Source organism: Wolbachia endosymbiont (group A) of Ischnus inquisitorius, assembly GCF_964026985.1.
Classification (GTDB): domain Bacteria; phylum Pseudomonadota; class Alphaproteobacteria; order Rickettsiales; family Anaplasmataceae; genus Wolbachia; species Wolbachia pipientis.
The window spans coordinates 1-15,067 of the sequence record NZ_OZ034715.1; the positions used below are offsets into that span (position 1 = coordinate 1).

Consider the following 15,067-nt stretch of genomic DNA (forward strand, 5'->3'; position numbering starts at 1 on the left):
TGGAAAGCGGCAAAACAACAATAGCGAAAATTATTAAGAGAAATGAGCCGGGTGGAAGAGTGCCTATCTGGCTAATGCGTCAGGCTGGCAGGTCTCTTCCTGAGTACCGCAAAGCAGTAGAAAATATGAATAATTTTATGGAGATATGCTACAACACAGATTTAGTGACAGAATTGACGTTACAGCCGGTGACAAGATTTGACATGGATGCGGCGATAATTTTTTCAGACATTTTAATAATAGCTGATGTTTTGGGTTGTGACGTGAATTTCGTACGCGGTGTAGGTCCAATAATAAAACCCGTGGAAAGTCCTAAGGAATTGAAGGGTCCACAAGAAATTGAAACTAAAACCTTACCAATTCTAAACGCTATAAAAAAAGTCAGAAGCCAATTACCAAAAGAAAAATCTCTCATAGGATTTGCTGGTGGACCATGGACAGTAGCCTCATACATCATAGAAGGTGGGAGCAGCAAAACTTTTTCCAAAGTATTAAATTTTTATCCTTCGTGTTTGAAGGAAATAATTGAACGAATAACGGAAGTAACGATTATTTATCTAATTAAACAGATAGAATTTGGAGCAGATGTTATTCAGCTATTTGACAGTAATGCTGGTGCGTTATCGGAACCATTGTTTAAAGAATATGTTATCGAACCAACAAAGAGAATTATCTTGGCAATAAAGGATAGATTTTCTGATTTTCCAATAATAGGTTTTCCAAGGTCTGCTGGAAATCTTTATAAAGATTACTGCGAACAAACAGGTGTATCTGCAGTAAGTATAGATTATAATGTTCCAATAAAATGGGCGAAAGCGAATCTAAACATCCCTCTACAAGGAAACCTTGATCCTAATCTTTTAGCCTATAATAAAACGGAAGCAATCAAAGAAGCAAAACGTATAATAGATTGCTTTAGAGATTTACCCTTCATATTTAATCTCGGACATGGAGTACTCCCTGATACTCCAGTTGAAAATATTGCTGCATTGGTAAACCTGGTAAAAAGCTACTAATACAATACACAAAATTCTAGCTTTTTTGTTGTACGGGGTTTATCATTTGAATTTAGCTTCAGTAAGATATGTCAGACCTTGCAAAAAGAATGTCCCTAATAAAACCATCACCTACGATTGCTGTAACTGATAAGGCAAATAAGTTGAAAAATGAAGGAAAAAAGATCTGTGTTTTAGCTGCAGGAGAACCGGATTTTGATACTCCAGATCATATAAAAAAAGCAGCTATTCAAGCAATAAGTGAAGGTAAGACTAAATATACTGCTGTTGATGGAACGCGTGAGCTGAAAGAAGCAATAATTAATAAGTTAAGAAAGGATAATAACCTCGAGTACACGCTTAACCAAATCTGTGTTGGTACAGGTGCTAAGCAGGTGTTATTCAATTTGTTCATGGCAACAATTAACTCTGGAGATGAAGTTATTATTCCAGCTCCTTATTGGGTTTCATATGTTGATATGGTAAGTCTTTTTGGCGGCTTGCCAGTTGTAGTAGAATGCAAACAAAATTTTAAACTGACAGCGGAATTATTGAAAAGCAGGATAACTAAAAAAACTAAATGGTTAATTCTTAACTCACCGAACAACCCTGCAGGAGCTGTGTACACATGTGATGAATTGAAAGACATAGCACAAATATTGCTTGAATATCCACATATGAATGTCGTTACAGATGATATTTATGAGCATATAATATACGACGAAAAGTTTTTTACTATCGCTCAGGTTGAGCCGAAGCTTTATGATAGAGTTTTTGTAGTCAATGGAGTATCAAAAGCCTATGCAATGACAGGCTGGAGAATAGGGTATATTGCAGGTAGAAGTGATGTGGTAAAAGCTATCTCTACGCTGCAGTCTCAAAGCACTTCTAATCCAAATTCGATAGCACAAGCAGCAGCAGCAGCAGCATTAAACGGTGATCATAGTTTTTTGAAAGAAAGAACAAGGATTTTTAAGAGTCGTAGAGATTTTATGGTGAAAGAGCTAAATTCTGCCCCGGGATTATCAGCGTCTGTTCCACAAGGTGCGTTTTATTTATTTGTCTCATGTGAAGGATTGCTCAGTAAAAGCACAAAAAGTGGTAAGATAATAAATAATGATTTAGATTTTACTGAATACTTACTGGGAGATCATTTGGTTGCTGTGGTTCCAGGAATTGCATTTGGTCTAGAAAATTTTATCAGAATTTCTTATGCAACCTCTCAGGAACAATTAGAAATTGGATGTGATAGTATTACTAAAGCGTGCCAGGAGTTAAAATGAAATAGACTATCCATAAGTTGTATATTTTGCCATACTTCGCCAAGGTTATTTTGAATGTTCTAACTTGTGTTTTTCTATGGAAGGCATTTTTATTGATTGAGCAAGTGTCTTTCTAATATTGAATTCCTCATTTTTTTCATTTTGTTGCAGTAAGTTAATGTTATTTATTTTATTTACTAAATCTTTCCCCTTTTCCAGAGTCTTTAAATCACTTTCGTTAATGTGATGTTCATTGTAAAATTCTGCAACAATTTCTTTTCTTTTCGGATAAGTATAGCTCTTTCCACAGAAGTCCGGATATGATAAGATTAAGGATAGATGGCGATAAGGAGGTTGGATGCCGGCAGCATATAGTTATGATTTAAGAAAAAAAGCAATGGAAGCACTAGACGAAGGGGAAAGCAGAGAAGCAGTGGCAGCAAGATTTAAAATTGGACGAACTACTTTGTGGGAGTGGCAGCAAAGAAAAAAAGAAACAGGCGACTTTCAGTCAAAAAAACTCGGTAATGGAGGTTACAATCAGAAAATTATCGACTGGAATAAGTTTATCGAATTTGCTAAAAAACACGGTAGAAAAACTCTGTCGGAAATGGCTAAACTTTGGGGCAACGTTAGTATCCAAACGATCCACCGAGCTCTCAGAAAAATTGGATTTACGCGCAAAAAAAGACATATGGATACAAGGAAAGGAACGAAGAAAAACGTGCTGAATTCTTAAAAATTATAGCAACAAAAGAACCAGAAAACTTAGTGTATATAGATGAGTCTGGGATTGATAACACGGAGGACTATCCATATGGGTATTGCCAGAAAGGACAGCGATTTTATGCCCTAAAATCTGGAAAAAAAACTCAACGAATCAGCATGGTTGCAGCCTTAAGTAGAAGAAAGATAGTTGCTCCATTAACATTTGAAGGCCACTGTAATATGGATATTTTTAATGGATGGTTTGAGCAATTTTTGGCACCGATCTTAGAACCTGGACAAACTGTCATTCTTGATAATGCTACTTTTCATAAGTCTGATAAGCTTATCAAGCTCGCTAAAGGAGTCGGTGCAGAAATTTTGTATCTGCCGCCTTATTCTCCAGATTTTAACAAAATTGAGCATCATTGGTTTGCTATAAAAAACAGAGCCAGGAAAAACATTCCTCTATTCGAATCCTTTCGTCGTGCTGTTGATTCTGCCTTCCTATGACCTATTCGGACTATTATGAGAAATGCTATAAGAGGTTGTCCGGAAACAAGTAAAAGGCTATAATATCTGAAATTTTAGTACGGGGTAAAGATGAGAAAAAAGTATCCAACAGATCTAAGCGAAAGGGAATGGGCAAGAATAGAAAAACACTTCAGAGTATCATACAAGAAAGGAGGAAGGCCGCAAAAGTATAGCAAAAAAGAAATATTAGAAGCAATTTTCTATGTATTGCGTACAGGGTGTCAATGGCGGTATTTACCAAATGATTTTCCGCTATGGAAGACTGTGTATGAGCAGTTCAGGCAATGGAAGAAGCAGGGAATTTTTGAGAAAATGAATTATGAAATTACAAAATATAGTAGAAGAAAAATAGGAAGGAATGAGCAGCCGAGTGCCTGTATAGTAGATAGTCAATCTGTAAAGACTACAGAAAAGGGGGGATCAAAGGCTATGATGGAAGTAAAAAAGTAAAGGGTAGAAAAAGGCATATAATTACAGACACTCAGGGTTTTATACTAGGTTGTTACGTAGGCGCTGCTAACGAAAATGATAGAGATGGTATTAAAATAGCATTAAACAATATGAGAACAAAATATACTAAAGTTAAAAAAATGTGGGCTGACATGGGATACCAAGGAAGAAATTTAAAGAATCACATAAAGGAAGAATATGACATAGATATTGAAATTGTTAAAAGGCCTCCATGTAGATTTTGGGTGCACAAAGATACGCCACCTGAGCTACTACCAACAAGAGAACAAGGGTTTAAAGTACAGCCAAGAAGATGGGTTGTAGAAAGGACTTTTGCTTGGGTTAATAGGAATAGAAGGCTATCGAAGGAGTATGATTTACTCACAACATCCACTGAGAATTTCATATACCTAGCTATGAGTAGGGTTATGTTAAAGAGGGAATATGCTTGAATTTACTAGTTTCCGGACAACCTCTAAGAGGTTGTCCGGAAACAAGTAAAAGGCTATAATATCTGAAATTTTAGTACGTGGTAAAGATGAGAAAAAAGTATCCAACAGATCTAAGCGAAAGGGAATGGGCAAGAATAGAAAAACACTTCAGAGTATCATACAAGAAAGGAGGAAGGCCGCAAAAGTATAGCAAAAAAGAAATATTAGAAGCAATTTTCTATGTATTGCGTACAGGGTGTCAATGGCGGTATTTACCAAATGATTTTCCGCTATGGAAGACTGTGTATGAGCAGTTCAGGCAATGGAAGAAGCAGGGAATTTTTGAGAAAATGAATTATGAAATTACAAAATATAGTAGAAGAAAAATAGGAAGGAATGAGCAGCCGAGTGCCTGTATAGTAGATAGTCAATCTGTAAAGACTACAGAAAAGGGGGGATCAAAGGCTATGATGGAAGTAAAAAAGTAAAGGGTAGAAAAAGGCATATAATTACAGACACTCAGGGTTTTATACTAGGTTGTTACGTAGGCGCTGCTAACGAAAATGATAGAGATGGTATTAAAATAGCATTAAACAATATGAGAACAAAATATACTAAAGTTAAAAAAATGTGGGCTGACATGGGATACCAAGGAAGAAATTTAAAGAATCACATAAAGGAAGAATATGACATAGATATTGAAATTGTTAAAAGGCCTCCATGTAGATTTTGGGTGCACAAAGATACGCCACCTGAGCTACTACCAACAAGAGAACAAGGGTTTAAAGTACAGCCAAGAAGATGGGTTGTAGAAAGGACTTTTGCTTGGGTTAATAGGAATAGAAGGCTATCGAAGGAGTATGATTTACTCACAACATCCACTGAGAATTTCATATACCTAGCTATGAGTAGGGTTATGTTAAAGAGGGAATATGCTTGAATTTACTAGTTTCCCGACAACCTCTAATTAATTTAAGATTGTAAACGGGTGCATACATATGTCCCATGCAACTATTCAAACGTATCGAGAGATGGGGCTAGTTTACCTTGATGGCTACGGTTGTAATACCAACTTTCATTCGGTCGCACACGCCCGTGATAGCCCTATTCCTATAGTGAGTAGGGTTATCTTTCCCTCTTATCTCTTTTATATCACATTTTTAACTTACAACTTTCTATGCTAGTTTGCTTGCTTACAAGCAAACTTTTCTGGATCCCAGTGTCTGGGCACTGGGATGATACCCTCTTGGATGGAAACCAGCGTCAGCTACTTGAATGACAGCAGTCCTACGTCATGCCGCCGCGGTATCTCTAGATCCCGCTAACACGTAGCGGGATGACGGTTGTCGTTTAGCCATAAATGTTTAAGAAGTTTACCAAACGAAAAAAAAGGCAAAAGAAGCCCCGTGGTTGGCTAATTACTTACATTATACTTTCAAGTATGGCGTTTTTTTATTCTAAACGCTTAATAACCGCGATTTAGTTGCTTTTAAGCCGCAACTAATCTAAATTATAAACATTAAGAAATTTACTAAACAGAAAAAAAGGCAAAAGAAACCCTAGGGTAGCTAGTTATTCACTATCCATTTTTTAAATCGGCGTTTTTTGATGTTTTAAATGCTTTATAAGCGCATTTCAGCTTATATTAGGTAAAAACCTAGAAATTTTATAAAGACATAAGGTGCACATAGTGCAAAAAATTAAACATGGGACGCCAGATACGTGAGTTTTTTTGTCACTTAATCTGTACAGAGAAGATAAATAAATAGCTTCAGTTTCATGATAAGGGGGCTGGCGAAGGATGTCAAGTAAGTTTTTTCGTTTCTATTTCCAATAAAAGTTTGTATGCAATAACACAGAAGCATGCACTGCTATTCCTTCATTTCTTCCAATATAACCTAATTTCTCTGCAGTGGTTGCTTTGATATTTACAAATTCATCATCAATTTCTAATGCTTTTGATATGAATTTCTTCATTTCTACTTTGTAAGGCGATATTTGAGGCTCTTCACAAACTATAGTAATATCTAAATTAGACACGCTGTACCCTTTTTCTTTTGCTTTTTTAGCAGCAAAGTCAAGAAAGTGAGATGAATTGCAATCTTTCCATTCAGAGGAACTAGGAGGAAAGTGCTCTCCTATGTCGCCACATCCCAGTGCTCCGAGTATTGCATCAACGATTGCATGTATTGCAACATCACCATCAGAGTGCGCTTCTATTGCCATGTTGTGTTCAATTTTCACACCGCAAATTTTTATAAAGCTTTCAGCACCATTTTGAACTTTAATGAACTTATGTATATCATAACCGGCTCCGACACGAAATTTTGGCTCTTCAAAAAGAAGCTTTGCCATATTGATATCCTCTTTTGTGGTTAACTTAAAATTGCTTTTCTCACCTTTAATAATCGCAACATGTTTTTTGTGCTCTACCATTAGTGATGAATCGTCAGTAAATTCTTTGACTGATTGATGGCATGATAATAATTCTTTGAAATTAAAAATTTGAGGGGTTTGTATGGCTCTGAGCTTTCCTCTTGAAATCGTAGATTCAATAAAACTATTACTCACCAATGACATAGTGTCTTCAACTTCTATTGCTGGAACTACTCCTGTATATTGATCATTAATCATAGATTCAACCAAGTTATCTATCAGAACATCTGACACAAAAGGCCTACAAGCATCGTGTATAACTACAAAATCTGGGTTAATTTTTTGTAAGCTTTCAAGCCCTAGTTTAACTGAACTTTGCCTGTTTTCTCCTCCGTATACAGGGCTTAGTAATTTAGTGTCTGTAATTAGTGATATAGCTTTCTCATAGAAACTTTCATGGTCTCTATTAATTGCTATTCTTATGTAATCTATATATTGGTTAGCCAGAAATCTTTTAATTGTATGAAATAAAACAGATTTACCTGCCAGTTTTATATATTGCTTAGGAATCGTAGAATTGCATCTACTGCCTACTCCCGCTGCAACTATTAATGCTGCTATTTTGTATTTCTTAGCGCACATATTTCTTTTTGTAGAAGCTTTTCTCTCTATCCAAGATTCTTTCCGAAAAATAAAATTTCTGACATCATATAAAAGTTACTTCCCCTATTAACTAGCATAATTATAATAGCAAAAGAGATATTTAGAGAGCTCAAAATCTATCTTTGCCTGCGGATTAAACAACTAAATTTTAGTAAAAAATGATAGTATTACAAATCGTAAAATACTTTCAACATAGGAAAAATAAATTGCATATTTTTCAGTAAATTAGCTATGCTAAACACATGCAAAAACGTCATATAACTATTTGTTTCATACTGCTTTTTATAATAGGGATGTTATTCCTGATGCGTCCTATGATTTTTCCATGTTTAATATCTATTATTATTGCATATTTGTTTAATCCGCTAGTAGTCAAGTTTGAAAAGTATAGAATACCACGTTCATGTTCTGTAATTTTTATAATACTTATTTTATTAATAGCTTTTATACTAGTCATAACATTTGTTTTACCTATTATATATGTTCAAATTACTTCAATATTAAATTTCTTAGTGAGTAAAGTGCCTTCATTAAAGTTTAAAGTAATCCCCTCTGTATTAGAATTTCTTAATATGAAAATCGAGGATAGCTTATTTGATCATTTATCTAAAAATCTAGCAGAAAATTACAGCAACTATGTATCTTATTTCATGAATGCTCTTGATATTGCTAGTAACTTTATAATCCAAGTGTTAAGTTCAAGCTTTAACACGGTATCATTAATGGTGATTACTCCTGTAGTGTTTTTCTATATATTACGTGATTGGCCTTTAATTATAGAAAAAGCTAATAAATTAATCCCTATTCCTTACAGAGGAAAAATTGCAGATTATTTTTCCAAAGTGGATTTCATTATATCTAATTATCTAAAGGGGCAGGTAAATGTATGTATTGTCATGATGGTCTTTTACTCTGTGAGCCTGAGCATAATCGGATTGGAACACTCTATTGTTATTGGAATTTTATCAGGAATGTTAACGTTCATACCTTACGTAGGGCCATTATTATATACCATTATTGGGTTTTTGAGCGCTATCACTCAATTTAGTGGATGGTTTGAAAGTGCTGCCGTTTTGCTATTATTTGGTGTTGGACAATTAATAGATTCAAACATATTAGTTCCTTTATTAATAGGAAAAAAAGTTCATATACATCCAACTGTAATTATTCTGGGAATTACTATATGCGCTTCATATTTTGGATTTACAGGTATATTACTTTTTATTCCAATAATAGCAATGTTCAATGTATCAGTAGAATATGCAATCAATAAATATTTTAAAAGTGAGCTTTATAAAAACGGCTAACAGACCTTTTGCATAATCAATTTATGGTAAGAGGAGAAATGAGCCCAGAATACCTGACACATTTGAGGAGCGTAAGTAAATTTTTGCGCAAAAATTACTACCAGAAAGAGGTTACGTAAGAGGCTTAACGTGCAATTAAATTTATTTGACAATAATCGAGCTGATTATAGTCGGCAAAATTACATCATCTTAGATGAAAATAAGCACGTATATAATTCGGTAGTTAATGATTTATCTTGGAAATGTCTGATTCTTTTTGGACCTAAAAGCTCCGGTAAAACTCATCTTGCTCATATTTGGCAATCAATAAACGATGCAATCTTTATCAATGTGAATAACTTCGTAAGCGAGATTAGGTATAGCGATGCTTTTATTTTAGAAGACGTACAAAACATTAAAGATGAAGCAATGTTATTACATTGTTACAATTACATGAAAGAAAACGACAAGAGGCTGCTAATCACTTCTTCAATTTCACCAAAAAAGCTTAACTTCAAATTAAGAGATTTAAGTTCTCGAATATTATCAACTATCAGCGTAAAAATTTTGCCTGCAAGCGAGGAATTATTAAGAATTATGCTAATAAAACGATTTTCAGATAAACAGTTAAAAATTGATTTAAAAGTGATTAATTATATTTTAGCAAGAATAGAACGTTCTTTCTATAGCATTGATAAAATTATAGAAAAGATAGATAATGAATCTATAGGGTCAAATGTGACCGTTCCTTTTATTAGCACTTTATTAAAAAAAGATGCCATTTGATTTCTTCTTTTGTAAAATACTCATTGTGTATATTAAAAATTTATTAACACCCATAACACTCACGTAATTGAAATCTCCACCTGTCTATGTTAGAATTATAATAAATGTTATGTTATAATAAATATAGATAGATACAGCTAAGAAGTATTCTATATTTATAGTAGAGCTCACTTTATAAGGTGTTTTTTATAGATTTAACGTTATAATTTAACTATGATAAGAGTAAGATTAAATTTAAGAAAAAGGTTAAAGCAAAAGTTTGTGATGTTCACTCTATTGATAAATGCTTTATTTGTCTCATATTTTCTCATAAGAAACACAGGGAACACTTCTAATCACATTATAGCCAAAGAAATAAATATAGGAACTGATAATGAAAAATAAACAGTCGCAAAATAAAAAAGAAAATCTTTACATAACATATTACATAGATGCTTTAGCTTCAGAGAGGTCCGCTGCACAAAATACTCTGGAAAGTTATCGTTCGGATTTACACCAGTTTGAAGAATTTTTATTGGAAAGCGGCACTACCTTGGTTGGTGTAAACAAAACCAATATTAAAGATTATGTGAAATCTTTATGTACACAAAAAAAATATAAAAGTAGCTCTACATCAAGAAAAATATCCGCTATGAAAAATTTTTACAAGTGTCTATTTAATGACGGAATAATAGATTTTAATCCAGCGCCGGCTAATGATGCTGAATTAAAGAATCCAAAAGTTTCTCGTCCTTTGCCTAAGTATTTAAGTGTCGAAGAAATATTTTTGCTAATGGACACAGTGAGAAAATCAGCAAGCGAATCGAATAAAGAGATAAGCAGTAAAAGGCTATGTGCGATTTTAGATATCCTTTACTCTTCTGGAATGCGTGTTTCTGAACTAATTAGTATGAAATTATGTGAAGTGTCACATTTAATAAACAGTAATAACAAAGAATGCTATATAATAATAAAAGGAAAAAGTGGTAGAGAGAGGCAAATTCTTTTTAATGAACAAGCATTGCAGAGCCTTAGAAATTATTTATCAGTTCGTGATAATCTGATCTCTAAAGAAAAGGAATCCGATTGGCTATTCCCAGGTGATAAACCTAATAAACCAATTACAAGGCAGAGGGTCGGTCAATTAATGAAGGAGTTGGCAAGAAAATGCAATATTGATGAAAATAAGATCTTTCCACACGTGATTAGGCATTCTTTTGCTACCCATCTACTAAATAGCGGAGCAAATATTGTGTTGATACAGAAAGTTCTTGGCCATACTAACCTTTCTACAACACAAATATATACTCATATTGCTAACGAAAAGTTAAAGGACAAATTAGCTGATTCGCATCCTATTACTCAGATGATCAATAATTAAATTTATTGTTTTTAATTTGTAATAAAGTTAAATTTAAATAAATTTATGTGAGTTTGTGATTTCAAGTTTATTGTTTAATTTCTTTCTTATATTATGGGAGGTATTCTATACTTTCATTACTCTCCCTGTAATTTTCTTTTCTGAGTGTGTAATAACCATTTTCCTCGTCTGTTCGGTGAGAGTTGTATTATTCATGCTGCGTTTATTATGTGGCATTAAATATGAAGTGAGGGGAATGGAAAACATCCCTAAGCAACCTTTTATCATTGCATCTAAACACCAATCTCCATTTGAAACATTTATTTTTATACTACTATTTAGAAAAGCGGTTTTTATTTTAAAACGTGAATTGAAATGGATTCCATTCATTGGTTTGCATCTTATAGCGCTGAAAATGATTTTTATTAACCGTTCAGATGGTATCAGTTCTATACGCCATATAATCAAACTAGCAAAAATGCGTATAAAAGAAAATAGAAGCATAATAATATTTCCTGAAGGTACAAGAACAACTATAAACCAAAATATAAAATATCAACCAGGTATTGCTGCTTTATATAGCGTATTATCTGTTCCTGTGTTACCGGTTGCTTTAAATACTGGTTTGTTTTGGCCAAAAAGCATACTTTCTCTGAGAAAGAATCCCGGAAAGGCAGTAATAGAAATATTGCCCCCAATATATCCTGGGTTAAACAAAAATGAATTCTTGCAAAGTTTAGAAAAAATTATTGAAGAGAGAAGCAGTAGATTAACCATAGGAAAAACTGATATTGCAAATTAACAAAAAAACTTTATAATTAAAAGAAAAGTACAGTATTTTAGGTATTAATATATGGCAAATCATAAGAGTGCTAAAAAAATGATAAAGGTAATAGCAAAGCGCACTTTAATAAATAAGATGCGGAAAAGTAAAACTCGCACCTCTATTAGAAAATTGGTTGATATAATCAAGTCTGGCGACAAAGAAAATGTTGTTCTGGCATTTCGGAATGCTGAATCTAATTTACACAAGTGTGTGAATAAAGGTGTTATTCATAGGAATACTGCTGCGCGTAAAATAAGTCGCTTAAATGCAAAAGTAAAAGCATTGATGACCGCTTAATACGGTTAATGTAAAGTTAACTGTATTAATATATACTCCTCAGTTTGTATATTCTGTATAAAATTTAAGTAGCTTAAGTGATGGATAAAAAAGTGCTATTAGAACTAAGTAATGGATTAAAAATCGAGCTACCTGTATTAAGCGGAACAACAGGTCCTGATGTGTTAAATATCAAGGATTTATATAAGATGACAGGATTATTCACTTACGATCCAGGGTTTGTTTCTACAGCTTCATGCTCTTCTACAATTACATTCATTGATGGAGATGAAGGAGTTCTTAAATATAGGGGACATAATATAGCTGATTTGGCAGAGAATAATAATTTTACTGCTGTGATTTATTTATTGCTCTATGGTGAATTACCCAGTTCAGAGCAACACAAAAAATTTCTTCTCAAAATACAAGAATCATCCAAAGTATCAGAGCAAGTTACAAATGTAATTAAAGCATTTCCAAAAACTGCTCACCCTATGTCAATCTTAGTTGCATGTTTTGCAAGTTTGTCAGCATCTTATCATGAAAAGCATGGCAACAATGTCAATGGTGAAGACCTAGATTTTGGAATTTCTGCAATAGCGCAAGTTTCCACAATTATTGCAATGATTTATAGGCATATCAACAATCAGGAATTCATAAATGCTAACAATGAATTAAGTTACAGTGAAAATTTCTTAAAGATGATATTTGGCGATGCTGTTGATAATGATAAAAGCGCCCTTTTTGCAAAAGCTCTGGATAAAATATTTACTCTCCATGCTGATCATGAACAGAATGCTTCTACGGCGGCTGTCAGATTGGTGGGATCGGCTGGTTCTAATCTGTTTGCAAGCCTCTCTGCAGGAGTTGCTACACTTTGGGGACCAGCACATGGTGGAGCTAATGAGGCAGTTATAAATATGCTAAAAGAGATAGAGCAAAGTGGAGATATAGATAAATTCATCGAAAAAGCTAAAGATGATAAAGATCCATTTAAATTGATGGGATTTGGACATCGTGTTTATGAAAATTATGATCCGCGCGCGCGTATATTGGAAGGCGCTTGCCATGAGGTTCTAAGTAAACTAGAACAAAATAATGAACTGCTTAAAATTGCAAAAAAACTTGAAGAAATAGCTTTAAAGGATGAATATTTTATCGTGCGTAAGTTATATCCAAATGTTGATTTTTACTCAGGTATAATAATGAATGCTATTGATATCCCCTCAAATATGTTCACGCCTATTTTTGCACTTGCAAGAACCACTGGTTGGGTTACTCAGTGGTATGAAATGATAAATGATAAAGAAACTAAGATCTGTAGACCAAGGCAACTCTATTTTGGTAAATAAATTTATTTTCACTTCATTAGACTTCTTGCATAACCCAAACTAAGTAGAAAAAAGGTGTCATCCGAGTAGCTGACACTGGTTCCTTTACGACGGAAGTGTCCAGAGGTGTCATTCCAGTCTGGAATCCAGAAGAAAGGATGGTGTCATTCCGTATCCGTTCAGCCAATGGCGTCAACTTAAGAACTTTCATTAGCAAACTCTCCTAAAGACATGATGGCGTTTAGGCTTATCTACTTTATTGCGGCTGTCCCGGTCGGATTTTAACTTTAGCGCGTATACTTAAAAAGGGCTTGAAAGTTTTTTGGCGCAATAAGTATAGCCTTTCTTATAATAGTCCGAATGCGATAAGATATGTGTTTATGGCTATAGCAGGCCAGTAGCATATTACGGTCTGTTCGGATTATTGTAAAAAGAGCTATACCTGATAGAGTTTCTGCCTCATTACACCAAATAAAACTGAAAAATTTAAACGATACTCATACCAATTCTCATTATTAGTGAATCAAATAAGCGATATTGTAGAGTTATTTAATTGTGGAGTGAGAAAGAAAGGCAATAGTATGGCTTTTTTTCCATTGTTATCTATCCGTTTATTGTGCAGTGGGAATTGGTATCAGTAATTTGATCTGGGTTCCAAGGCCCTTGTGCATCACACATATGAAGCGATAATATATTGCACATGACCAAGTTTGCCCAAAATTCTTGTAATACAGCCTCTCCAGAAAAATTCTCTAACTCTGCTCCTACTTTGAGTCGTTTATAGCACTCCTCTATGTGCCACCTTAACACATAAGCTTTGCTCCAAAGTCTCGGTCAAAAACTCTGTTTCTCAGTTGGCTAATGTCAGCACTATAACTCTTACTTTCTGTCCTTTCATTTTATTTTTTAGCTTTTCATTTTCTAATATAAAATCAAAATCTAATTCGCCAGCGTTCCCATAGCTTACTATAATTTCTTTTTTGCAAGCGAAAAATAAAATCTACTTCCAAATTATAATGCTGCTGAATGAATTTTACTGAAGACGATCATAGATAAATAATAATTTCTCTTGATTTAATAAACGCATTTGAGTGATAACTTCGGGTAATTGCTCTGCCGCCAACGTTTGTTCACCTATATTCCAAGCTGCAAGACGAGCACTGCAAATCAATGAAGTACACAAATCAACAAACAAATTGCCAATGGTGCCTGTTGTTCCATTTGGTTCAAACTCGGATACAATTTCCCCAGAGCTGGGTAATCTCATACCAGAACCATCTGCTGCAATAAGTCTATAGCCTCTCCAACTCAGGTTCATCCTGATAGGCTGTTTGGATGCTTAAATTCTTGAAAGCCTGTATGGCAAATCTTATATCTTGCTTTAGAAAAAGCTTGCTTTGAGGGTACATGTCAATGGCTCCATAAGTTCACATTCTATTCCCAAACTTTTTTTAACTAACTTTAAAATCATAGAAAATACTGTCGAAAAAGGAAGTTTTCTTGTTCGTGTAAAACTCAACACAATGGATTTTCTGAAAAGTTTTCGAGTATATTATATTTTTAATTTGTAGAATAAGGTTTTTTCCTTTTTGCATATTTCACCTAAAAAGGACACATTTTAGACTTCTTTGTTGAAATAAAACAGAAACAAAAGTGCTGTCCCTTGCACTCTTTGGATAATTTAATGATAAAAAATTTGGAGAGAAATTTTATACACTATCGCTGATATTTTTCCTTAAGTTGATGCCATTGCCTGAACACTTACCTAATGATGAAGCTATCGAAAACATAGCAAAGAGACTTCAAA

Annotated in this window: 9 protein-coding genes and 5 pseudogenes; 11 read left to right on the forward strand and 3 right to left on the reverse strand. The window is 33.9% G+C overall.

Annotation, left to right across the window (positions count from 1 at the left end; all coding sequences use genetic code 11):
- Nucleotides 1-42: 42 nt before the first annotated feature.
- Together hemE and AAGD90_RS00010 are read left to right on the forward strand one after the other, a co-directional pair.
- A pseudogene (gene hemE, locus AAGD90_RS00005) lies at nucleotides 43-993 on the forward strand (uroporphyrinogen decarboxylase); the annotation flags it as partial.
- A 91-nt stretch (nucleotides 994-1,084) separates the two neighbouring features.
- Nucleotides 1,085-2,278 (forward strand): pyridoxal phosphate-dependent aminotransferase, encoded by a 1,194-nt coding sequence (locus tag AAGD90_RS00010; protein WP_010082012.1) that lies wholly within the window; start codon nucleotides 1,085-1,087, stop codon nucleotides 2,276-2,278.
- Nucleotides 2,279-2,323: 45 nt separating this feature from the next.
- Here AAGD90_RS00010 and AAGD90_RS00015 read toward each other — a convergent pair.
- Nucleotides 2,324-2,551: pseudogene (locus AAGD90_RS00015) on the reverse strand (hypothetical protein); the annotation flags it as partial.
- A gap of 64 nt (nucleotides 2,552-2,615) precedes the next feature.
- Here AAGD90_RS00015 and AAGD90_RS00020 point away from each other — a divergent pair.
- The 3 genes and pseudogenes from AAGD90_RS00020 to AAGD90_RS00030 all read left to right on the forward strand — a co-directional run bounded on the left by AAGD90_RS00020 (nucleotide 2,616) and on the right by AAGD90_RS00030 (nucleotide 5,317).
- Nucleotides 2,616-3,475, forward strand: a protein-coding gene (locus AAGD90_RS00020; protein WP_156518142.1) for an IS630 family transposase whose coding sequence is annotated in 2 segments (ribosomal slippage) — nucleotides 2,616-2,940 and nucleotides 2,940-3,475 — 861 coding nt in all. Because the reading frame shifts where the segments join, the coding sequence is not laid out codon by codon here.
- 90 nt (nucleotides 3,476-3,565) lie between these two features.
- Nucleotides 3,566-4,398: pseudogene (locus AAGD90_RS00025) on the forward strand (IS5 family transposase).
- Nucleotides 4,399-4,484: 86 nt separating this feature from the next.
- Nucleotides 4,485-5,317, forward strand: a pseudogene (locus tag AAGD90_RS00030) (IS5 family transposase).
- An 884-nt stretch (nucleotides 5,318-6,201) separates the two neighbouring features.
- On the opposite strand, the gene ispD reads toward AAGD90_RS00030, so the two are convergent.
- The gene (gene ispD / locus AAGD90_RS00035) at nucleotides 6,202-7,395 is read right to left on the reverse strand and encodes a 2-C-methyl-D-erythritol 4-phosphate cytidylyltransferase (protein ID WP_341821922.1); all 1,194 of its coding nucleotides are present in this window, start codon (nucleotides 7,393-7,395) and stop codon (nucleotides 6,202-6,204) included.
- A 263-nt stretch (nucleotides 7,396-7,658) separates the two neighbouring features.
- Here ispD and AAGD90_RS00040 point away from each other — a divergent pair, with 263 nt between their 5' ends.
- The 6 genes from AAGD90_RS00040 to AAGD90_RS00065 all read left to right on the forward strand — a co-directional run bounded on the left by AAGD90_RS00040 (nucleotide 7,659) and on the right by AAGD90_RS00065 (nucleotide 13,281).
- Nucleotides 7,659-8,723, forward strand: coding sequence for an AI-2E family transporter (locus AAGD90_RS00040; RefSeq protein WP_341821923.1), 1,065 nt, complete (start codon nucleotides 7,659-7,661; stop codon nucleotides 8,721-8,723).
- Nucleotides 8,724-8,852: 129 nt separating this feature from the next.
- Complete coding sequence (locus tag AAGD90_RS00045) at nucleotides 8,853-9,488, forward strand: DnaA ATPase domain-containing protein (protein WP_213863258.1); 636 nt, start codon at nucleotides 8,853-8,855, stop codon at nucleotides 9,486-9,488.
- 373 nt (nucleotides 9,489-9,861) lie between these two features.
- On the forward strand, nucleotides 9,862-10,848 hold the full coding sequence (locus tag AAGD90_RS00050; RefSeq protein ID WP_341821924.1) for a site-specific tyrosine recombinase: 987 nt from the start codon (nucleotides 9,862-9,864) through the stop codon (nucleotides 10,846-10,848).
- 193 nt (nucleotides 10,849-11,041) lie between these two features.
- A complete protein-coding gene (locus AAGD90_RS00055; RefSeq protein WP_010081980.1) occupies nucleotides 11,042-11,629 on the forward strand; it encodes a lysophospholipid acyltransferase family protein in 588 nt (195 codons plus the stop codon).
- A gap of 51 nt (nucleotides 11,630-11,680) precedes the next feature.
- Nucleotides 11,681-11,950, forward strand: coding sequence for a 30S ribosomal protein S20 (gene rpsT / locus AAGD90_RS00060; RefSeq protein ID WP_012673338.1), 270 nt, complete (start codon nucleotides 11,681-11,683; stop codon nucleotides 11,948-11,950).
- 80 nt (nucleotides 11,951-12,030) lie between these two features.
- Complete coding sequence (locus tag AAGD90_RS00065; protein WP_341821925.1) at nucleotides 12,031-13,281, forward strand: citrate synthase; 1,251 nt, start codon at nucleotides 12,031-12,033, stop codon at nucleotides 13,279-13,281.
- Between the two features lie 612 nt (nucleotides 13,282-13,893).
- On the opposite strand, the pseudogene AAGD90_RS00070 reads toward AAGD90_RS00065, so the two are convergent.
- Nucleotides 13,894-14,855 (reverse strand): annotated as a pseudogene (locus AAGD90_RS00070) (transposase); the annotation flags it as partial.
- Nucleotides 14,856-15,067 lie beyond the last annotated feature (212 nt).